The 21,017-nt window shown below is 44.9% G+C and carries 27 protein-coding genes; 2 read left to right on the top strand and 25 right to left on the bottom strand.

Going from position 1 to position 21,017, the window contains the following annotated elements:
* Positions 1–15: 15 nt before the first annotated feature.
* The 23 genes from H7F27_RS08890 to H7F27_RS08780 all read right to left on the bottom strand — a co-directional run bounded on the left by H7F27_RS08890 (position 16) and on the right by H7F27_RS08780 (position 17,965).
* Positions 16–861, bottom strand: coding sequence for a TlyA family RNA methyltransferase (locus H7F27_RS08890; RefSeq protein WP_024122006.1), 846 nt, complete (start codon positions 859–861; stop codon positions 16–18).
* Positions 858–2,759, bottom strand: coding sequence for a 1-deoxy-D-xylulose-5-phosphate synthase (gene dxs, locus H7F27_RS08885; protein ID WP_024122007.1), 1,902 nt, complete (start codon positions 2,757–2,759; stop codon positions 858–860). Before dxs ends, H7F27_RS08890 begins: the two co-directional genes overlap by 4 nt.
* Before the next feature lie 177 nt (positions 2,760–2,936).
* Positions 2,937–3,827, bottom strand: coding sequence for a polyprenyl synthetase family protein (locus H7F27_RS08880; protein WP_185848839.1), 891 nt, complete (start codon positions 3,825–3,827; stop codon positions 2,937–2,939).
* On the bottom strand, positions 3,817–4,071 hold the full coding sequence (locus H7F27_RS08875; RefSeq protein ID WP_024122010.1) for an exodeoxyribonuclease VII small subunit: 255 nt from the start codon (positions 4,069–4,071) through the stop codon (positions 3,817–3,819). Before H7F27_RS08875 ends, H7F27_RS08880 begins: the two co-directional genes overlap by 11 nt.
* Complete coding sequence (xseA, locus tag H7F27_RS08870) at positions 4,068–5,414, bottom strand: exodeoxyribonuclease VII large subunit (RefSeq protein WP_024122011.1); 1,347 nt, start codon at positions 5,412–5,414, stop codon at positions 4,068–4,070. Before xseA ends, H7F27_RS08875 begins: the two co-directional genes overlap by 4 nt.
* A gap of 138 nt (positions 5,415–5,552) precedes the next feature.
* Positions 5,553–6,404 (bottom strand): bifunctional methylenetetrahydrofolate dehydrogenase/methenyltetrahydrofolate cyclohydrolase FolD, encoded by an 852-nt coding sequence (gene folD, locus H7F27_RS08865; protein WP_024122012.1) that lies wholly within the window; start codon positions 6,402–6,404, stop codon positions 5,553–5,555.
* An 11-nt stretch (positions 6,405–6,415) separates the two neighbouring features.
* Positions 6,416–6,811, bottom strand: a complete 396-nt coding sequence (gene nusB / locus H7F27_RS08860) for a transcription antitermination factor NusB (protein WP_024122013.1) — start codon at positions 6,809–6,811, stop codon at positions 6,416–6,418.
* 264 nt (positions 6,812–7,075) lie between these two features.
* Positions 7,076–7,483 carry a fatty acid biosynthesis protein YqhY gene (gene yqhY / locus H7F27_RS08855; RefSeq protein WP_185848838.1) on the bottom strand — a complete coding sequence of 136 codons (408 nt, stop codon included), beginning with the start codon at positions 7,481–7,483 and terminating at the stop codon, positions 7,076–7,078.
* Positions 7,484–7,503: 20 nt separating this feature from the next.
* On the bottom strand, positions 7,504–8,856 hold the full coding sequence (gene accC, locus H7F27_RS08850) for an acetyl-CoA carboxylase biotin carboxylase subunit (protein WP_044154640.1): 1,353 nt from the start codon (positions 8,854–8,856) through the stop codon (positions 7,504–7,506).
* An 11-nt stretch (positions 8,857–8,867) separates the two neighbouring features.
* Positions 8,868–9,350, bottom strand: coding sequence for an acetyl-CoA carboxylase biotin carboxyl carrier protein (gene accB / locus H7F27_RS08845; RefSeq protein WP_024122015.1), 483 nt, complete (start codon positions 9,348–9,350; stop codon positions 8,868–8,870).
* 152 nt (positions 9,351–9,502) lie between these two features.
* The gene (spoIIIAH, locus tag H7F27_RS08840; protein ID WP_024122016.1) at positions 9,503–10,153 is read right to left on the bottom strand and encodes a stage III sporulation ratchet engulfment protein SpoIIIAH; all 651 of its coding nucleotides are present in this window, start codon (positions 10,151–10,153) and stop codon (positions 9,503–9,505) included.
* Complete coding sequence (gene spoIIIAG, locus H7F27_RS08835; RefSeq protein WP_010334895.1) at positions 10,154–10,843, bottom strand: stage III sporulation protein AG; 690 nt, start codon at positions 10,841–10,843, stop codon at positions 10,154–10,156.
* Positions 10,836–11,456, bottom strand: coding sequence for a stage III sporulation protein AF (gene spoIIIAF / locus H7F27_RS08830; RefSeq protein ID WP_044154638.1), 621 nt, complete (start codon positions 11,454–11,456; stop codon positions 10,836–10,838). Before spoIIIAF ends, spoIIIAG begins: the two co-directional genes overlap by 8 nt.
* 13 nt (positions 11,457–11,469) lie before the next feature.
* Positions 11,470–12,669 (bottom strand): stage III sporulation protein AE, encoded by a 1,200-nt coding sequence (gene spoIIIAE / locus H7F27_RS08825; protein ID WP_069487194.1) that lies wholly within the window; start codon positions 12,667–12,669, stop codon positions 11,470–11,472.
* A gap of 18 nt (positions 12,670–12,687) precedes the next feature.
* On the bottom strand, positions 12,688–13,083 hold the full coding sequence (spoIIIAD, locus tag H7F27_RS08820) for a stage III sporulation protein AD (RefSeq protein WP_081638335.1): 396 nt from the start codon (positions 13,081–13,083) through the stop codon (positions 12,688–12,690).
* A 12-nt stretch (positions 13,084–13,095) separates the two neighbouring features.
* On the bottom strand, positions 13,096–13,302 hold the full coding sequence (gene spoIIIAC / locus H7F27_RS08815) for a stage III sporulation protein AC (RefSeq protein WP_003153142.1): 207 nt from the start codon (positions 13,300–13,302) through the stop codon (positions 13,096–13,098).
* 22 nt (positions 13,303–13,324) lie between these two features.
* The gene (gene spoIIIAB / locus H7F27_RS08810; RefSeq protein WP_024122020.1) at positions 13,325–13,840 is read right to left on the bottom strand and encodes a stage III sporulation protein SpoIIIAB; all 516 of its coding nucleotides are present in this window, start codon (positions 13,838–13,840) and stop codon (positions 13,325–13,327) included.
* Positions 13,834–14,757, bottom strand: a complete 924-nt coding sequence (gene spoIIIAA, locus H7F27_RS08805) for a stage III sporulation protein AA (RefSeq protein ID WP_185848837.1) — start codon at positions 14,755–14,757, stop codon at positions 13,834–13,836. Before spoIIIAA ends, spoIIIAB begins: the two co-directional genes overlap by 7 nt.
* A gap of 75 nt (positions 14,758–14,832) precedes the next feature.
* Entirely contained in the window at positions 14,833–15,114 is a 282-nt protein-coding gene (locus tag H7F27_RS08800; protein ID WP_010334901.1) for a YqhV family protein, read from the bottom strand.
* A gap of 143 nt (positions 15,115–15,257) precedes the next feature.
* Positions 15,258–15,815, bottom strand: a complete 558-nt coding sequence (gene efp / locus H7F27_RS08795) for an elongation factor P (RefSeq protein ID WP_024122022.1) — start codon at positions 15,813–15,815, stop codon at positions 15,258–15,260.
* 24 nt (positions 15,816–15,839) lie between these two features.
* Entirely contained in the window at positions 15,840–16,901 is a 1,062-nt protein-coding gene (gene papA / locus H7F27_RS08790; protein ID WP_101861027.1) for an aminopeptidase PapA, read from the bottom strand.
* A 2-nt stretch (positions 16,902–16,903) separates the two neighbouring features.
* On the bottom strand, positions 16,904–17,344 hold the full coding sequence (aroQ, locus tag H7F27_RS08785; RefSeq protein WP_024122024.1) for a type II 3-dehydroquinate dehydratase: 441 nt from the start codon (positions 17,342–17,344) through the stop codon (positions 16,904–16,906).
* Positions 17,345–17,431: 87 nt separating this feature from the next.
* A complete protein-coding gene (locus H7F27_RS08780) occupies positions 17,432–17,965 on the bottom strand; it encodes a YqhR family membrane protein (protein ID WP_024122025.1) in 534 nt (177 codons plus the stop codon).
* Positions 17,966–18,196: 231 nt separating this feature from the next.
* Between H7F27_RS08780 and H7F27_RS08775 the strand changes: the two genes are divergently transcribed.
* Together H7F27_RS08775 and H7F27_RS08770 are read left to right on the top strand one after the other, a co-directional pair.
* Positions 18,197–19,150: a DUF1385 domain-containing protein gene (locus tag H7F27_RS08775; protein ID WP_024122026.1), complete on the top strand. Its 954-nt coding sequence runs from the start codon at positions 18,197–18,199 to the stop codon at positions 19,148–19,150.
* A 39-nt stretch (positions 19,151–19,189) separates the two neighbouring features.
* On the top strand, positions 19,190–19,585 hold the full coding sequence (locus tag H7F27_RS08770) for an SA1362 family protein (protein WP_044154629.1): 396 nt from the start codon (positions 19,190–19,192) through the stop codon (positions 19,583–19,585).
* Here the strand turns inward: H7F27_RS08770 and H7F27_RS08765 are convergent.
* On the bottom strand, positions 19,582–20,457 hold the full coding sequence (locus H7F27_RS08765; protein WP_024122028.1) for a patatin-like phospholipase family protein: 876 nt from the start codon (positions 20,455–20,457) through the stop codon (positions 19,582–19,584). The two genes, H7F27_RS08770 and H7F27_RS08765, sit on opposite strands and share 4 nt — an antisense overlap.
* 126 nt (positions 20,458–20,583) lie before the next feature.
* Positions 20,584–21,012, bottom strand: coding sequence for a transcriptional regulator MntR (gene mntR, locus H7F27_RS08760; RefSeq protein WP_010334908.1), 429 nt, complete (start codon positions 21,010–21,012; stop codon positions 20,584–20,586).
* Between the last annotated feature and the right edge of the window lie 5 nt (positions 21,013–21,017).

The following is a 21,017-nucleotide window of genomic DNA, read 5'->3' as shown; positions in this document are numbered from 1 at the left end:
AATAATAGCGCCCTATTATTCCGGTACATCTGCTTTTTTTTCTTTTAACGTCTTATGTGCTTCTTCCACTATACGGCTGATTTCCTCCTCAGGCAAACCTGCACCTTCTTGACCTTCTCCCAGCCAGTGCAAATGAAGGAGAAATTCAATATTTCCGTCTCCTCCCGTAATTGGAGAAAATGACAGGCCTTTGCAGATATAGCCCTCGCCAGCCGAAAAACTGATCATACGCCGCAGAACATCCGCATGCACCTTCGGATCTCTGACAATGCCTTTTTTGCCGACAGATTCCCGGCCTGCTTCAAACTGAGGCTTGACAAGCGCAATACAATCGCTGCCCGGTACAAGCAATGTTTTTAAAACGGGCAGGATCAGCCGAAGTGAAATAAAGGATACATCAATCGTAGCAAACTCCGGCATGCCTTTTGTGAAGTCTGCCGGAGTCGCATAACGGAAATTCGTGCGCTCCATCACGACGACGCGTTCATCCTGTCTTAGCTTCCATGCAAGCTGATTATAGCCTACATCCACCGCGTACGACTGTTTTGCGCCGTTTTGCAGAGCACAGTCTGTAAAGCCGCCGGTGGAGGAACCGATATCAATCATAATTTTGTCCTGAACAGAGACAGGAAATTCTTTCAGCGCTTTTTCAAGCTTTAAGCCGCCTCTGCTCACATATTTCAGCGGGTTTCCTTTGATGGTCAACGGAAGCTCGCGGTCAATTTTTTCTCCAGGCTTGTCCAAGCGGTTTTCATTCGAATACACGATCCCTGCCATAATGGCCCGTTTCGCTTTTTCCCGCGTTTCCGCAAGCCCTCTTTCCACTAGTAATACATCTAATCGTTCTTTCTTAGCCGTCATGATCCAATTCCTTTATGTGTCTTCGGCGGTGCCAGCAATCGAATTCGGTCTGCCACCTGCTGTTTCGTTAATCCTATTTCTTCAAGAAGCGCCGTTACGCTACCATGTTCTATAAATCGATCCGGTATGCCCATTCTGTCGATCGGCGTATGATACATTCCCTGATCATGAGCGAATTCTAAAACCGCGCTTCCGAATCCGCCTTCTAAGACCGCTTCTTCAATCGTTAGAATCGGCAAGCCTTCATTTAGTATATCCTTCATCATCTTTTCATCAATCGGCTTAATGAATCGCGCGTTGACGACGCGTACGGAAAGGCCTTCTTTTTGCAGCTCTTCAGCAGCTTCAAGCGCCATTTCAATTGTTGTTCCAAATGTTAAGATGACCGCGTCGCTACCCGGACGCAGCACCTCCCACGTGCCGATTGGGATCGTTTTAAGCTGTTCATCCATTTTGACGCCGAGGCCGTTTCCGCGCGGAAAACGCATGGCGATCGGACCGTCGTCATAGCTGAGCGCTGTATGAACCATATGCTGCCCTTCATTTTCATCCTTTGGCATCATTAAGACCATATTTGGAATGTGGCGCATAAATGCGATATCAAATACGCCTTGATGCGTCTCGCCATCTGCACCGACTAATCCGGCACGGTCAATTCCGATAAACACATTGGCGTTTTGACGGCAGATGTCATGAACAACCTGGTCATATGCACGCTGCAGGAACGTTGAATAGATAGCCAGAAACGGCTTCATCCCTTGTAATGCCATAGCGGCGGCCATTGTAGCGGCATGCTGCTCTGCAATTCCGACATCGAACATTCGGTCAGGAAATTCCTGCGCAAAGCCTTCAAGCTTCGAACCGACAGGCATTGCCGGTGTTATCGCCACAATTCGCCCGTCCTCACGTGCCATTCGCTGCACTGTTCCGCTGACAAGGCTGCTCCATGCAGGCGCTGCGGCTTTTGGTTTTACAAAGTCACCTGTATTAATTTTATATGGGCCGGTTCCGTGCCACGTACCGGTCGTATCGGTTTCAGCAGGTTTGTACCCTTTTCCTTTTTTGGTGATCACATGCAGCAGGACAGGGCCTTTTGTTTTTTTAGCGTATTGAAGATTCTCAATCAGCTCATGATAAGAGTGTCCGTCCACAGGGCCTAAATAAGTAAATCCGAGTTCCTCGAAAAACATGCCTGATACAAGCATATACTTCAGGCTGTCTTTGACACGTTCTGCCGTGGCGGCAAGCTTGCCCCCAACAGCCGGAATCTTCTTAAACAGGTATTCAAGCTCATCTTTCACCCATTGGTATTTCCCGGCTGTTCGCAGCCGTCCGAGCATGGAATGAATAGCACCGACATTCGGAGCGATACTCATTTCATTATCGTTGAGGATAACAATCATGTCTTTTTTCTCGTCACCGATATGGTTCAGCGCTTCAAGCGCCATTCCGCCGGTCAGCGCACCATCACCGATAATCGGAATGATAAACTCATCCGTTCCTTTAATATCGCGAGCGGCCGCCATCCCCATCGCACCTGACAAGGAAGTTGAGCTGTGACCGGTTTCCCATACGTCATGTTCGCTTTCGCTCCGCTTCGGGAATCCGCAAAGCCCTTTATACTGACGAAGGGTCTCAAATTCTTTTCCCCGTCCCGTCAGCAGCTTATGGACATAAGACTGATGGCCTACATCCCACAAAAACTTGTCTTTCGGGCTGTTAAATTCCTTATGCAATGCAACGGTAAGCTCAACGACACCCAAATTAGGGCCAATGTGACCGCCAGAAGCCGATAAAGTCGTAATCAGAAACTGACGGATTTCATCACTTAATTTCTCTAATTCATCAATGGACATGTTTTTTAAAAACGACGGGTCCTGTATTGATAAAAGATCCAAAGCGGATCAACTCACTTTCAGCATGAATTTCTGCATTGATATATGTCTTAAATGCCGAGCTGAACTCAGATCATTTCTCAGGCATAAAAAAAGACAAACGCGCTCTTCCTTTTGATTTTCATCGAAACTGCTTACATTTTACCATATGTCGTGCAGCCGCTTCAAATAAGGATCGTTTTAGTGGTCTCTTGCCGCAATTAAATCACAAAGCTCATACAAAAGGTCTTTTTGAAGGGAGAGCCCGTCGATCAAGCGCTTTGCTTCTTTTATGTGACCGTCCAATTTCTTTTTGGCCCCTTCCAGTGACAGAAGTGACGGATAAGTCGATTTGTCGTTCGTTGTATCCGAGCCGACACGTTTGCCGATTTTCTCTTCACTGCCTTCTACATCTAAAATGTCGTCTCTGATTTGAAAACCGATTCCAATGTGGCTGCTGAAGACGCGCAATGTTTCAATTTCTTCCTTAGGCGCATCCGCCAAAATAGCGCCGGCGATGACGCCAAAACCGAGCAGTTTGGCTGTTTTCCGTTCATGAATGGATTCAAGTTCTTCAAGCGTGACCTGACGGTTTTCTGCTTCCATATCGGCGATCTGCCCCCCGACCATGCCCTCGGTTCCCGCTGCTGAAATCAGTTCATTCACAAGACGAAGCCGCTTTTCTGCGGATACTTCGTCTGACACATGTGATGTAATCAGCTTAAAGCTTTCCGTAAGCAGCCCGTCTCCCGCTAAAACAGCCGTGGCTTCACCAAATACTTTATGGTTTGTCGGCTTTCCGCGGCGCAGATCATCATCATCCATGCAAGGCAGATCATCATGAATTAATGAATACGTGTGAATCATTTCAACAGCGCACCCGACTGGGATACCGTCTTTTTCACTTTTTCCGTACGCATTCAAAACCGCCAGCACGATGAGAGGCCGCAGCCGTTTCCCTCCGGCCTCAAGGGAATACAGCATAGATTTTTTTAATGAATCCGGGATATTAAGGTTTTCTGTATATACAAAGAGCTGTTTTTCAACCGCTTTTTTACGCTCCGCCAGAAAGCTAGCTAATTTATTTGTCACCTTCGTCTTCCTCCTGAACACTAAAAGGTGCCAGTTCGCCGTCTTCTTTTAAAATGAAGTCCATTTGCTTTTCTACTTTTTGAAGCTTTTCATGGCACATTTTTGAAAGAGCCATTCCTTCTTGAAAGTAGTTAATTGCTTGCTCCAGAGGCACATCGCCTTCTTCAAGCTTTGATACAATGCTTTCTAAGCCTTTCATCGCTTCTTCAAACGTCATGCTTTCATTTTTTTTCATGTCTGTCATTTTTCTTCCCCTCTCTTATTTAATACTTCACAGGTCAGCACGCCATCCTTCAGCTTTACCTCCAGCTGGTCTTTCTCTTCGATCTGACTGACGCTTTTTATGAGTTCATCTTCCTTATAAGCCAAGCTGTATCCTCTTTCCATAATTTGAAGGGGACTTAGCGCGTTCAGCTTGCCAAGAACGGTTTGAAACTGAGAATGCAGCTGCTTCATTTGGATATTCATATTTTTTTTCAGCTGATTCGTCTGATCCTCATACCGTTTTCTCGCCTGTTTCAGCTGTTCATGGGGATGCAGCGCCTCTAATCTGTATGTTTCGCGCTCAAGCTGTCTGCTTTTCCGGTCCAACAGCGCGGTAAGCTGAGCTTGAAACTGCTGGTATGCAAGGTCAAACTGCTGCTCTTTTTGCTCAAACAGCCGCTTAGGAAAGCGAAATGCATATGAGGATTGAAGTGTTTGAACCCGTTCTTTTTTTTGGATGAGATGCTGCTGCATCGCTCTTGTCATTCTGACTTCCGCCGTTTTCGTCCGTTCAATTAAATCAGTGGTATGGGGCACTGCAATCTCAGCTGCTCCTGTAGGTGTCGCCGCTCTGATATCCGCAACAAAATCACTGATGGTAAAATCCGTCTCATGCCCGACTGCCGAAATGATCGGTATGTTGGAAGCAAAGATCGCACGCGCTACGATTTCTTCGTTAAACGCCCACAGTTCCTCAATCGATCCGCCGCCTCTTCCGACAATTAATACGTCGCACGCCTGTTTTTCATTCGCCTCTTCAATGCGCCTAACGATTGATCTGCTCGCATTTTCACCCTGAACGAGCGCTGGAAGAACAATGACTTTTACAAGGGGATATCTTCTTTTTAGAGTTGTAATGACATCTCTGACAGCAGCACCTGTGGGTGATGTCACAACCCCGATTGTGGCTGGAAATGCGGGGATTTGTTTTTTGTAGCGTTCGTCAAATAAACCTTCTCCGGCTAGCTTCTTTTTTAATTCTTCATACGCTAAATAAAGCGCTCCGACCCCGTCAGGCTGCATTTCTTTTGCATATAATTGATAGTTTCCGCTCGGTTCGTATACGGAAATTCCGCCTCTCACCAGCACTTTCATACCGTTTTCAGGTTTAAAAGGAAGACGCTCGCTCTGTCTGGCGAACATGACCGACTGCATCCGGGCGTTTTCGTCTTTTAACGTGAAGTAAATATGGCCTCTCGTGTGTATCTTTACATTCGATAATTCGCCTTTAATCCAAATATTTTCAAGGTGAGGATCTACATCGAATTTTCGTTTTATATACTTTGTCAGCGCTGAGACAGTAACATACGCTGTTTCACCCATGTCTCAAACTCCTCTCGTAAGCATTCCTGCACCATAACTAAAGAAAACCCGCTCTGGCTTAAGGAGCCTGAAGAAGCGGGTATCGTGCTCATTATCCAGAGGCAGGGTTTTAGCCTGTCTCTGAATATCTCCAAAGATCTATGATAACGTACGTTTCGCAGATTTAACAGTATTATGCGCAAGCATCGTGATGGTCATAGGACCGACTCCGCCCGGAACAGGTGTAATAAAGGATGCTTTTTCCTTCGCACCTTCAAACTCAACGTCTCCGCAAAGCTTTCCGCTTTCCAAACGGTTAACGCCGACGTCAATAACGATGGCGCCTTCTTTCATCTGGTCAGCAGTGATGAAGTTGGCTTTACCGACCGCCACCACCAGGATGTCCGCTTTTTTCGTATGTTCAGATATATCTTTTGTTCTTGAATGACAGTATGTTACTGTCGCGTTTTCATTTAATAAAAGCTGGCCGACAGGTTTACCGACAATATTGCTTCGGCCGACTACAACAACCTCTTTACCGGAAAGGTCAATATTGGTTTTCTTCAAAAGCTCAACAATTCCATGCGGCGTGCAAGGAAGAAATGTATCTTCGCCAAGCAGCATTTTCCCTACATTTAACGGATGAAAACCGTCTACATCCTTATCAGGAGAAATACGTTCAATCACCGCTTTTTCAGAAATATGGTCTGGAAGCGGAAGCTGAACGAGAATTCCGTGAAACTCAGGGTCTTCATTGTATTTGTCAATAATCGAAAGCAGTTCAGCTTCTGTGAGGCTGCTGTCGAATTGATCAAGCTTAAAATTCATGCCCATTGTTTCTGCTGCTTTTTTCTTTCCCCGCACGTAAGAATGAGAAGCTGGGTCATCTCCAATCAAAATAACCGCCAGGCCGGGAGTGACGCCTTGCTTTTTAAGCTCTTCTACTTCTTTTGCCAATTGTTCGCGTTTTTCTTTTGCCGTTTCTTTTCCGTCGATGATTGTTGCAGTCATTTTCTTTCCTCCTATGATTGTTCAATATCAGATTTAATGTTAGAAAGAACCCCGTTTACAAATTTTGTCGCTTTGTCATCACCAAACCGTTTCGCCAGCTCAATCGCTTCGTTCATGGAGACATTTACCGGAATGTCTTCGGCATATGCCATTTCGTATGCTGCCAGACGCAAAATAGCACGGTCAACATTGGCAATCCGGTCAAGCTTCCAATTCACCAGATGTTTCGAAATCATTTCATCCAGCTGAACCTGGTGTTCAAGTACACCGTATACAAGCTTTTCAAAGAAAGGATCTGTCTTTTCTTCATCTAATGCGTGTTCAATGGCTTCATTCACTGCAATATCGCTGACATCAATTTGAAATAGTGCCTGCAAAGCTTTTTCTCTTGCTGTTCTTCTTTTCATTTTCTTTCTCCTTTGATCCTCTTTATCCGCTTGTCGTTAAGCCATAAAGAGATCATAACATATTTTTTTCGTATCCGCATATTGAAATCAAGGTTTTTCGACCCTATTACCGAATATTTTTACACACCTTCATATGATCATTCGGATTTCACGATCATGAAGAAACTCGGCTGCCTCGAGCCGGCTTTCTTCATGCTTTGAAATAAAGGGTAACGTGTAAAAAAACCAAAGGGCCGCCCTCCCCTTGGTTTTCTGTTAAGCCATTTACATTTCTTCGTCGATTTCGACTTCCTGGGCTTTTGTGTCAAATTGAATGCCGACGATGTGAATATTGATCTCGTTAATTGAAAGAGACGTCATATTTAATAAGGTTTGACGAATGTTTTCCTGAACGGCCGCTGCGACTTTCGGAATGGAAACGCCGAATGCGACAACACAGAAGACATCGATCGTAATTCCGTCATCCGCCAAGTCGACTTTTACGCCTTTGCCGTGGTTTACTTTGCCGAAGCGCTCGACGACCCCTGTCGCAAAGTTCCCGCGCATTTCAGCAACGCCGTCAACTTCTGAAGCTGCGATACCGGCAATCACCTCAATGACTTCCGGCGCGATCTCAACCTTACCTAAATGCGTGTCTTCATGATCCATTTTAAGCAAGCTGTTGTCTTTCATTCAATTCACCTCCGTAAAAATTATGAGCCCATTACATCATATGTTTCTAAAAACTTCGTATTAAACTCTCCGCTGACAAATGTTTCGTGTTCAAGCAGTTTGATGTGGAACGGGATTGTTGTTTCTATGCCTTCGATGACGAATTCGCTTAATGCGCGCTTCATGCGGGCAACCGCTTCATCTCTCGTTTTTCCGTATGTGATTACTTTCGCAATCATGCTGTCGTAGTACGGAGGGATGGTATAGCCCGGATACGCGGCTGAATCTACACGGACACCTAAACCGCCCGGCGGCAGATACATTTTTATTTCACCAGGTGACGGCATGAAATTTTTGCTTGGGTTTTCCGCATTAATTCGGCATTCGATGGCCCAGCCTTCAAATAGAACATCTTCTTGTTTGAGGCTGAGTTCCATTCCTGATGCGACTCTGATTTGTTCCTTAATCAGGTCTGTTCCTGTCACCATTTCTGTGACTGGGTGCTCTACTTGAATTCTTGTGTTCATTTCCATGAAGTAGTAGCGCTGTTCTCTGTAGTCATAAATAAATTCAACTGTGCCCGCGCCTGTGTAGCCAACTGCTTTTGCAGCCTTAACCGCTGCTTCACCCATCTGCTCTCTGATTTCTGAATCAAGCGCAGGAGATGGTGATTCTTCCAAAAGCTTTTGAAGGCGTCTTTGAATCGAGCAGTCGCGTTCGCCCAAATGAATGGTATTTCCATAATTATCGGCAAGCACTTGGATCTCAACATGACGAAAATCCTCTATGTATTTTTCGATGTAAACTCCAGGATTTCCAAATGCAGTTGCAGCTTCCTGCTGAGTAATCTTAATGCCGTTAATCAATTCCTCTTCGGTGCGCGCAACCCTGATTCCTTTTCCGCCTCCGCCTGCGGTGGCTTTTATAATTACAGGATACCCAATTTCATTAGCCAGCGAAACCGCTTCTTCCACATTTTCTATAATTCCTTGTGAACCTGGAACGATCGGCACGCCCGCCTGTTTCATCGTCTCCCGCGCAACGTCTTTTGTTCCCATTTTTGAAATGGCCTCAGCGCTAGGTCCGACAAACGTGACATTCACTTCTTCACATAATTCCGCGAAGTCGGCGTTTTCAGCTAAAAATCCGTATCCCGGATGGATAGCATCTGTGCCGGTAAGCTTGGCGACACTTACGATATTTGTAACGTTTAGATAGCTGTCTTTTGATGCTTTCGGTCCGATACAAAAAGCCTCATCAGCCATTTGCACATGCAGGGCATCTTTATCAGCTTCTGAATAAACAGCGACAGTCTCAATGCCGAGCTCTTTGCAGGCTCTGATGATTCTGACAGCAATTTCTCCTCTGTTGGCGATCAATAGCTTTTTTATCATGTTAAGTCTCCTTACTCTGCTTTTACAAGAAATAGAGGTTGTCCATACTCAACCAGCTGGCCGTTTTCAACTAATACTTCAACGATTTCGCCTTTTACTTCCGCTTCGATTTCGTTGAATAGCTTCATTGCTTCCACAATGCAGACAACTGTGTTTTCATTTACTTTAGAGCCTGCAGTTACATAAGGACCGGCTTCCGGTGATGAAGAAGCATAAAATGTTCCCACCATCGGCGATTTGATTTGATGCAGGTTTTCATCTTGTTTCGGCGCCTCTTGTGCAGGTGCCGGCGCTGCTTGCTGCGCTTGAGGCTGTGCCGTTTGCGGAGCCGCTGCTTGTACAGGTGCTGCCGGTGCTTGCTGCATCACTTGCACAGTACCCGCTTCGTGTTTTTTCAGTTTTAGGGAAACACCTTCATTTTCATATACGAATTCATCAATTGAAGATTCGTCAATTGTTTTAATCAGCTCATGGATTTCTTTAATGTTTAACATTCCATCGCACTCCTATGTATTGAAATTTCTTTTTTATAGGTTACTACTAAAAGTACATACTATGTTTATCTTACAGGAGCGGACTTTTGAATTCAACTCTAATATGATTGGCATGCAAAAAGCCCGCGTTTCGGCGGGCGGTTGTTCATTAACTATTTGGAAGGCTCAAATGTGACAGCAACGTCTTTCATCGTTTTAATTTCTTTGGCAACAAGGTCTATGATGGCTGTAGCTTTAGATTTGGAGTGTTTGTCAGACTTGACCGTGATGTTGATTTTGTCTCCTTCCGCATTTACGAGGGCATCTTCATAGCCTTGTGTTTTAATCAGTGTTTCAAGCTGTTTTTCTGTTCCTTCCGCTTCACTGAGGGCTGTCATTTTATCATATGCTTCGCTCTTTTCCTTTGCTGTTGCATCGTCGCTGGATACGATCGCATTCAGTTCTTCCCTTTCCTTGCTTCTGGCATCCTCTAAATCAAGGCGGTACGTTGTGAAGAGATCATCATCGGCGGTTTCGGTCACAACCGTTCCTTTTTCACTCGCTTCAGCGGAAGTTTCTTTGTCTGATGAAGAATCTTTCGTACCCTTTGTTCCGTCTTCTTTCTCTGTTTCAGCACCGTTTTTTTCCTTTGTGTCTTCCTTGGCAGGTGTTTTTTCAGTTGCTACCTCACCGCTGTCTGACGGGCTTTTTTCACTTTGCATCTGCACCGCGTTTTTACTTTCCGGCGACATGATATAATAAACACTTAACACCACAACAAGACTGAGCATTGTTAACAGCCAAACGGTTTGTTTTTTGAGCATTTATGAATCCTCCTTTATTTTTTTAGGGGCAACCGCAACCCGGTGGCTTGGAACATCCAGGACCCGTGTCACCGCTTCAATAATGGTTTGTTTTATTTGAACGTTGTCCACTCCTTGAGCAACAACGAGTACACCGCGTATATCAGGTTTTTTCGTTTGAACGACAACAGGGGTTTCTTTATCCCCATTCCTGATCATGACGATTTCTTCCTCTGATGTTTGATCCGTCACACTTCTAGTTCCGCCTTCTTTGTCTGTTTCCTCAGTTGTTGTATTTTTGCTTGATTTGTTTTTTTCATAAACCTTCAGTGACGTTGCGTCTACATTGACCACAACCGAGACATCCTCCACGCCGATAATGGTTTCAAGAATTTCCTTCAGCTGGTTTTCATATTCTTTTTCATAATCGCCAATAGAGTTTTTAGGATCATCAGATTTAGAGGCTTTAAACACTTCAGCTGTTTTCTCTTTGCTGTCCGCCGAATCAGCTGATGCCGGTGCTGTTATGGTCTGGGCGTTTTCCGTTTTCTCCGGTGAAGAAAAGAGCTGGCTGACAAGCATAAAGGAGACGCCGAGAACAAAAACGAACAGAAAGTAATGATATTTGGTCAGCTTCGGTTTTTCGCCGTCCTTCGATTGCCCCGGAAGAAACTGCTTTTTCAATACGTTCCATAATCCGTTTTTATTCATTGCCGATCCTCTCCCCGCCTTCCATATGAACCGTAATTTTCTCACTGCCGATTTCCCAAATGTCCGCAAGCTTTGTCTCAATCTGTTTAGCTTCTTTTTGTTCCGCTTTTTCTTTCGTGACGTATGCATGATCCGTATTAATGTCGATCGGCGCGACCGTTTGGACCGTTTTTTCAGAAGACGGGGCCATATACACGCTGATTGTTTTGATATCCTCTTCTGAATCTACTTTTTCTCCTGCCGTGATCTTGATTTGGTCTACTTTATATTCGTCATGACTGAACATCTCCTCCGCTTTCTTTTTTAGTTGGACAGCCATTTCTTCTAAAATATATGCGCGCTGGGAAGCTTGTATTTCTATTTTTTTTGAATTGATCTGATTTTTTATTTCGGCAGATTCCGATTGCCCGTTTTTTGTGAGGTATTCAAAGATGACTTCGGGGTCTGTTTTGAAAAGCTTAAAGATTGGAGTAAGCATGACGACGATCAGCAGCAGGCTGACTACCATTTTTGCGTACTTTTGCATGCTGGAGCTCGGCAGCAGCATATCAATAACGATTGCAAATAGGATAAATAAGACGATGCTGGTAAGCCATTCAGTTAAAAAACTCATCCGTCAGCCTCCTTTATTTCATCATCATCGTGAGGTTTCCGGCAGTAATAATGACGGTAAGGCTTAAAAAAAACATGAGAGACACAATAGCGAGAGCCGCAAAAATATAAATGACGCTTTTGCTGATGACATCGAGACAGGTAATGACCGGACCGCCGCCGAGCGGCTGGAGAATCGCGGCTGCCAGCTTGTAAATAAAAGCGAGAGAAAGCACTTTGATTGCCGGGAAAGCCGCAATACAAATCAAAATGGCGACACCTAGGATTCCTACCGTATTTTTCAGCAATAAGGAAGCGCTGATCACCGTATCCGTTGCGTCAGTAAACATTCTTCCAAGAACAGGAATGAAGTTGCCGGTAATAAACTTAGCCGTCCTGAGCGTAATGCCGTCTGTCACTGCCGCCGAGGCACCCTGCACAGAAATGACGCCGAGAAACACAGTGAGAAAGACTGCCAGCGCTCCGATGGCAATATTTCTGAGAAGATTGGACAGCTGCGTTACTTTGTATTGTTCAGTCATTGTACTGACGATGCTCAGAATTGCTGATAAGAAAATCAGCGGCATGACGATATTTTGAATCAGCAGACCGCTCGTATTCATTAGAAAAAGAATAACAGGATGAAAGAAGGCCGCAGATACAGCTCCTCCAGAGGAAGCCAAAAGCGCCAGCAGGAGAGGAATGAGAGCCAAAATAAAACTGGTCATCGTCTGAATCGCCTCTGTCGCATAATTGATCGCTACATGAAAGCTGTTCAGTGCAAGGATAATCAGCACCATATAAACAATTGCGTAGGCAACCTTGCTGACTGTGCTTTGCTGAAATGCATTTTGCAGAAGCTGAAGAATGACGCAAAAAATCGTTAGCAAAATCAACGTGCCGAGAAGCTTTCCATTGGCAAGCACTTCATGAAACAAATAAGAAAAGAGAGCCTTCAGCCATTCTTGCGGTGAAAAAGATTTATCGCCGTTTATAAACTCAAGCAAACTTCCTTTTTGACTTTCCGGCAGAAGCCCGCCGTACTCCGTCATTATGTCATTCCAAAATTCACCGATCTTGTCTGTTTCAAGCGACTCTGCCGTTTTTTCAGCCAATTGCTCCGGTGTTTCGGTATGTTCTTCTGTTTGGACCGAGTCGTCTGCTGCTTGTACAATTTCTGTGCAGCCGAATACGAGCAGCACCGCAAGAACCAACGCCCATCGAAAACGCTTCAATCTGCCGCCTCCTTTCGGTTATGACATGGAAGGTATAAGTCCGAGAATCGTTTCAATAATCACGGTTAAAATAGGAACAGCCATAACGAGAATCAGAATTTTCCCCGCCAATTCTATTTTCGAGGCGATGGCCCCTTGACCGGCATCCTTGGTGAGCTGCGCCCCGAATTCAGCAATATAGGCGATTCCGATAATCTTTAAAATCGTTTCAACATATACCATGTTGACATTGGCGTTAACGGCTATTTTTTCAATCATTCTGATAATGTCGTAGATTTGATCTACCAAATAGAGAAAAATAACACATCCGGCAAATACGACAATTAAAAAGGCAAATGTCGGCTTTTGTTCTTTTACGATCAAAGAAAGGAAGGTGGCGATCAGCCCTAAACCTACAATTTGAACAATGTCAATCTGTAAGCCCCCCTATCCTTGAAATAAAAACACAGCTTTTATCTTTTTAAAGAGGTCATCCACAATGGTGGCGACCATAAATAAAATATAGATAAAACCTAACAGCGTCACCCACTGGGCGTATTCTTTTTTTCCCATCTGATCCAAAATCGTGTGTAAAAAAGCGACCACGATTCCCACTCCGGCGATTTGAAAAATGACATTAACGTCTACTCCCATTTTATTTTTGCTCCCCTCACGTTTACATCAATAGAAGAATGAGTAACAAGCCCGCTAAAAAGCCTAAACTTTTTATCATCTTTTCATTTTTCGCTTGTGCCTGCTCAGCATCCGCTTCCGATGCCTCTAAGTGTGTAAGTGCCAGCTTGATATGTTTTTGCTGTGAGATTCGATCGTGAATCCCAAGCGTCTCGCCGAACTGCTTCAGCACATCATATTCGGCTTTTTTCAGTGACATGTTGTCCCACACTTTTTTTAAGCTTTGCTCCCATGCCGTTTTAGCGGAATCACTGCCTTTCTCCAGCTGTTCGCTAAAACTGAGAAACAGAGCCGAAACAGGCTGTGCAAGCTGTTTTGCGATCTGCTGCGAAGCGGTGTGAAGCGGTGTATGGCCGTACATAATTTCCGCCTCGAGAGATTGGAGCGCCGCACGCAGCTGACGGATTTGCCTTGGCCGTTCTGTATAAATTTTCGCCGTCTCGAAACCTGTCCATGTTGTCGCAGCTACAATGAATACAGCGCCTAACAGCTTCAGCATGTTTTCACGTCCCTCGTTCCAGAAAGCACGTTTCCGTCTTTGTCATAAATACGGCTTACCGTGCCCGGCCCCTTCGTTCTGGATAATTCCAAATAGCGGTCAAAGGCTTTTTCTTCCCACAGACGCTTTAATGAAGGCCGCTTCATCAGATCAGAAATACTCCAGCCATGCGCGGATACGATGACCGAAACACCGGCATGCAGCGCCTCGAGAAGTGCTTCTGTATCCTCCGTTCTTCCGATTTCATCAACGATTATCACCTCGGGACTCATTGACCGGATCATCATCATCAGCCCCTCAGCCTTCGGACAGGCATCTAACACGTCAATTCTCTGTCCGAATTGATGCTGCGGAATGCCGCGCAGGCACCCGGCAATTTCCGACCGTTCATCGACAATGCCTGTCTTTACGGGCGGAATGCGGTTCTTGCCGCTGCTCGCAAGTCTGGCAATATCACGAAGCAGCGTTGTTTTACCGGTTTGCGGCGGACCGATAATCAATGTATTCAGCCAGCTGTTTTGATGCAGATAAGGCAGCAGCGGTTCTGCTATTCCAAGCTTTTGCCGGGCAATTCGTATATTAAAAGACGCAATGTCACGGAGGCCCTTCACCCCTCCGTTTTCTGTAATGACTCTGCCTGCAAGTCCGACTCTGTGGCCGCCCCTGATGGTGACATACCCTTTCTTCAGCTCTTCTTCGAGCGTATACATACTGTAATTGCTTAGCCGGCTGAGGATCAGGTGGGCATCCTCGGCCGTGCCCGCATAGGACAAAAAAAGAGGTTGTCCTTTTCGTATCAGTTCAACAGGGCGGTTAACCCGAATTCTGATTTCTTCGATTTCCAGCCATTGATGTTCCGGTATTTCAGAAAGGGCGTTTTTCATGGATTCAGGGAGAACGTCAGCAATTTCATTCAACAGAGTCTCCTCCTTTCTACCGATCGGCTTCTTTAAAATGTATGATGTGAGGCAGACTTTATGACAAGCCTCTCTTTATTTGTGGACACCCGCTAAAATCAACACGACACCCGTAAAAATCAAGATCAGTTTTGCATATGACAGCTGCCCGGCAATTTGGTAGATTCCCACAGTCATGGTGATGATAAAAATCAGCGGACCGACAATAGCAAGAATGCTGTTGACCACAACCGCTTTGCGGACATCATTTGTCACAAGCATCACAATCGCGGCCGTCAGCTCAATCATGGAGGATAAAACTCGCAATCCGGCCATCGTCAAAACAGTAGAATTGATATTTCCAAGAAAAAATTTCATAGCACTCTCCCAACCTCCCATTTTTTTATATGATATGCTCTAGCTTGCGGAAGTAGTCTTGCCATTTTCGTATAAAAGAAAGATTCTGTTTTTGCGTACAAAAAAAGCCTGCTCCCAATTGGGAACAGGCCTCTTTTTTCTCCTTACGCTCTTGAAACGTAAGAACCATCTGATGTGTTGACTACAAGTGTGTCGCCTTCATTGACAAAGAACGGCACGTTTACAACAAGACCAGTTTCGGTTTTCGCAGGTTTTGTACCGCCTGATGCCGTATCACCTTTAATGCCAGGTTCAGTCTCTACCACTTTCAGCTCAACCGTGTTCGGTAGTTCGATTCCGAGTGTTTCATCTTGGTACATCATGATGTGTACAGACATATTTTCAAGCAGATATTTTAATTCCTCTTCAATTTGAGTTTCACTCAGTTCAAGCTGTTCATAAGAACTTGTATCCATGAATACGTGCTGGTCTCCGTTTGCATATAAGTATTGCATTGTTTTTGTTTCGATTTGCGCTTTTGCCACTTTTTCACCAGCACGGAATGTTTTTTCCTGAATCGCGCCAGTACGCAGGTTGCGAAGTTTAGAACGGACAAATGCCGCACCTTTACCCGGTTTTACGTGCTGGAAGTCAACGACGCGCCAAATGCCGCCATCCACTTCGATTGTTAATCCTGTACGGAAATCGTTTACTGAAATCATGTTTAATGTCCTCCTATATTCCAATCACAAAATAATGAGTTCTTTTGGGGAATGGGTAATTGTCCGGTTGCCGTTTTCTGTCATCACGATGTCATCTTCAATTCGGACACCGCCTGTTTCTGGTATGTAAATGCCCGGCTCCACTGTAACCACCATGCCCGGTTCAAGGATAGCTGAAGATCTGACGGACAGCCCCGGCGACTCATGAACTTCCATGCCGAGCCCATGCCCGGTTGAATGGCCGAAGTACTCGCCGTAGCCTTTTGCAGCGATATGATCCCTAGTCAGGGCGTCAGCCTCTTTGCCTGTCATGCCCGGCTTAATATGTTCGACGCCGAGTGCCTGAGCATCAAATACGACCTGATAAATTTCTTTCAATTGATCACTAGGCTGGCCTACAGCGACCGTTCGGGTAATGTCAGAACAATATCCTTTATAGTAAGCGCCAAAATCCAGCGTAACAAGATCCCCGCTTTCAATCAGTTTGTCACTTGCCACTCCATGGGGAAGGCTTGACCGAAGGCCCGAGGCGACAATCATATCAAAAGAAGAGCTGTCCGCTCCTTGGCTTCTCATATAAAACTCCAATTCATTGGCAACAGCTATTTCAGAAATGCCGGGTTTCATAAACGTCAAGATATGGCTGAAAGCATCATCTGCAATCTTCGCAGCTTCCTCTAATATCTTAATCTCTTCATTAGACTTAATCAAGCGCAACTTTTCCACGGATTCAGCCACAGGCACTAATTCAGCCTCACTGACAACCGCGTTGTAGGACGCGTATGTGCCGTAGGTCATACTGTTTTGTTCAAAACCGAGGCGTTTGATGCCGAACTTTTCAATTGTGTCGGCAGTGGTTTGAATCAGGCTGCCGCCGTGCTCAATGATTTCAAAGCCCTTTACCTGAACCTTCGCCTGCTCCGTATAACGGAAATCTGTAATAAACGCAGCCCTGTCTCCGGATATGACAGCTAAGCCCGCTGACCCTGTAAAACCGGTCATATAGCGCAAATTGATGCTGCTTGTAATCAGCATTCCGTCTATCCCCAGCTGTTCGAACAAGTTTCTTAATTTCTCAAGTTTCATCTTTATTCTCCCCCTTGCCGGCTTAATAAATAGCGAACAGCAAGCTTGTAGCCTTCAGATCCGAGGCCGACAATCTGCCCTTTCGCAACAGGAGCGATCACTGACTGATGCCTGAATTCTTCTCTGGCGTATAAATTTGATAAATGCACCTCAACCACAGGAGGGCTGATGCTTGAAACAGCATCCCTGATTGCATAGCTGTAATGGCTCAGCGCGCCCGGATTCAAAACAATTCCGTCATATTGTTCCTCAGCCTCGTGTATGGCGTCTATCAAATCGCCTTCATGATTAGACTGGAAAAAAGTAAGCTGAATATGTAAGGCTTCAGCAAATTGAAAAAGATCTGTTTCAATATCTGTCAGTGTGTGACGCCCAAATACATCCGGCTCACGCTTCCCCAGCCGATTGACATTCGGGCCGTTCAAAATCAAAAAATGAGGCACATGGCTCTCTCCTTTTCGCGAGGGTTTCTCATGTAAAAAATGTTCACTTCTCGTGAACATTTTATCATAACAAAAAAGGATAATACACTATTCTCTCTGTGTTCCCAGCGCACGTGCCAGCTTTTCCGAGTTCAGCTCATTATATTCAAATGAAATTGAATATCCGACAAACAGCCCGTAAAGCAGATAGATGCAAATTGTTGTAATAATCGTATCTGATTTCAATTCAGTTACAGCGCGCACATCCTGGAAAATCGGATTAAACACAAAAAACACGAGCAGCCAAAGCAGCAAGCCGTATAACATACCAGGCCACATCGTTTTCAAGCGTTTCAAGAGAAGATAATAAAGAAACGCCCCGCCAATCGAAATGATGCCAATCACAATGATGCTGATAATCGTTCCTAAACCATGTTTCTTCCACTCTCCGAGTACAAACGGCTGCAATATCATATTGGGGCTGATTTCGGAAAAATGAAATAAGTAGGCGATATAACCGACGAAACTCCATAATACGCCTCCGCAAAAACCCGTCGCCGCTACCCTGGCGCCCATTGGCACAGGCGGTCCCTGATCCTCTTTTGTTTGTTCGTTTTGATCTGTATTTTTTTCACTTGTCATAACGGCCACCTCCTTGTTAAAGTGTGCCCAAAAAATGAAATGTCAATAAAAAAGCTCACACATTTTGACAGCAGCGAGTAAAATTTGAAAATAACGGGTATACTGCATGTAGAAAAAGCAAGGCTCTGGCAAATTTTCAGCCCGTCAATCTAGAGGTTTCGCGCTGTTTCCTGTACAATAGAGTGAAAGGAAATAGTTAGCAATCCTAAAGAAATAGGCAGGTTGATGAATATGTCAAAACATAAAATTCCGCCCGCTTACGGCGGGCAGGCGGTTGTGGAAGGCGTTATGTTTGGCGGAAAACACAATTACGTTACGGCCATACGAAGAACAGACGGAAGCATTGATTTCTTCAAGCTTCCCCGGAAACACAATCCGAAGCTGAACAGGGTAAAAAAAATACCATTTATAAGAGGGATCGCGGCTATTATTGAAGCGAGCGCTAACGGCACAAAGCATTTGAATTTCTCGAGTGAACGCTACGGACTTGATCCGTCTGAGGACGAGACGCTTAAGGAAGAAAAAAAAGCCTCGGGGCTGTCAATGTATCTCAGCCTTGCAGTGATCGGCGTCTTATCATTTTTGTTCAGTAAATTCGTATTTACATTGGTTCCTGTTTTCTTAGCTGAACTGACAAGACCGGTTTTTCCATCGGACACAGCGCAAATCGCAGTTGAAAGTCTATTCAAATTGATTTTGCTGCTCGGTTATATTTATTTTTTATCCATGACACCGCTGATTAAAAGAGTGTTTCAATATCATGGAGCCGAACATAAGGTCATAAACTGTTATGAACAGAAATTGCCAATTACTGTAGAGAACGTTCAAAATCAATCACGGCTTCATTACCGCTGCGGGTCCAGCTTTATTTTATTTACCATTATTGTCGGTATGTTTGTATACTTGCTTGTTCCAACAGATCCGCTTTGGTTGCGTGTTATAGATCGTGTCGCTCTCATACCGGTTGTACTTGGGATTTCCTTTGAAGTGCTGCAGCTGACAAATAAAGTGCGTGATATTCCCGGTTTGAAATGTCTCGGGTACCCGGGCCTCTGGCTTCAGCTGTTAACGACGAAAGAACCTAAGGATGACCAAGTTGAAGTTGCAATCGAAAGCTTTAACGAGCTTCTCAGACTCGAAGAAAGATCTGAACAAAAAGAGCAGCCTTCTCACAACGTCATCTAATATCCGTTGCCCTGCTATTACTTTCGGAGGTGGACAGTTATGAATCATCGTGTACAACCTATTATTGCTGTATTAATTGCGCTGGGAGCGTTCGGTTTCCTCTATGTGCTGGTAACCAATCCCGGAGAAATGGCAAAAATGGCGATAACCGTCATCTTGGCAGGTATCATTATTTATTTTATTGTGAAATATGTAATGAAGCGAAATACTGGCAGTGAAGGAGCGGCTTTTAAAAAAGCGGCCAAACAATCGCGGCGCCGGCTGAAAGAACAAAAAGCAAAGCACCGCGCCGGGCATAAAGGACGGGTGAGCCATCTGCGAAGCGTTCCGAGCGCCAGCAAACCTAAGCCGATGATTCTCAAGAAAAAAAGCCAGACGCAGCTGACTGTCATAGAAGGAAAAAAAAATAAAAAGAAAAACAGAGCGCTTTTTTAATAGGTCCACTGCTTTAAAAACTGCTCTGTCCGACTTTTACCTAGCTCAATCAGGGCTAGTTTTTTTTGTTGTGTTAAATGAAATTCGGTCGCCATCACGTTGTCAACCGGAAGAAAAATGATATTTTGCTCATAGCGTGACGCGATATGTCTTGCGTCATGCGCATCCTTCATCGTTTCAAACAGAGCGCCAAACAGTTCGAAAGCGTTTCCGATATTTTTTTTCGGCCGCTCCCTTTCATTCGGCGCAAGCGTCACACCGATAACAGGTCGTTTTCTTTCTTTAGAAAACAGCCATATGGGAAAATTGCTTAAAACGCCCCCATCCACTACGGTGGCAGTTCCTGTATCTGTTTTTAATTTTATTGGTTCAAAAAAATAGGGAATGCTGCAGCTCATTCTTACCGCTCTGGCAACCGGAAACATATCCGGATTTAACCCGTAGCGGACCAAGTCGTCCGGCAGCACGATCATTGTACCGTTTGTCAGATCCGAAGCGATGAGCCGCAAAGAGCCTTTTTTCAAATCGCCAAAGACGCGTACGCCTTTCGCTCTTAAAAGGTCGGCGATCCACTTTTCTAATGTGTCTCCTTTAAACAAGCCCAAACGCCAGTAAATGGACACCCATTGGAGCATTTTTAAGGGGAGAAATGAGTATCGCTGGTCCAGCAGCCTCTCTCCGTCCACTTCTTCAATCAAAGCGTGAATTTCCTTGCTTGAATAACCTGATGCAATAAAAGCGGCAATAACGGCGCCGGCGCTTGTGCCGGCAAGCCGTGCAAAGCGGAAGCCTTTTTCCTCAAGCGCTTCATAAGCGCCGGCAAGCGCCACGCCTTTTACCCCTCCGCCAGAAAACACACCGTCAATATACATCCCATACCCTCCCCCTCCATCCAATGGCTTACTATCATTTTAAGAAAAAATGCGAAGAAATAGACCAATGAATGAAGCAGGGCGCATTTCATCAAAAAAAGGCGGCCTCCTTTGAGACCCGCCTTTTTACTGATTATGATGTTCTGTTTTCTTTTGGATTGATTTCAGCTCTTTTTTACGCGCATCGTCTTCTTCAAAATATTGAACAAGATCACCGATGCGATCAATGCTGTTCCAGCTTAAATGATGCTCGATTCCTTCGACATCGTTATATATTTTCTCTTCATCAACACCAATGATTCTTAAAAACTGCTCAAGCAATTCATGTCTGTATACTAGCCGTTTGCCTATTTTCTTTCCTTTAGACGTTAGCACGAGACCGCGATATTTTTCATAAATTAAATATTCGTCTTTATCTAGTTTTTGAACCATTTTTGTTACAGAGGAGGGGTGGACTGCCAATGCTTCCGCGATATCAGAAACCCTTGCATATCCTTTTTCTTCAATCAGCATATAAATCTGTTCAATATAATCTTCCATACTTGGTGTCGTCATCGAAA

This window comes from Bacillus sp. PAMC26543, from assembly GCF_014250375.1.
In the GTDB taxonomy this organism is placed as follows: Bacteria; Bacillota; Bacilli; order Bacillales; family Bacillaceae; genus Bacillus; species Bacillus halotolerans.
The sequence above is the reverse complement of the archived record's forward strand: the minus strand, read 5'-3'. Positions and strand labels throughout refer to the sequence as shown.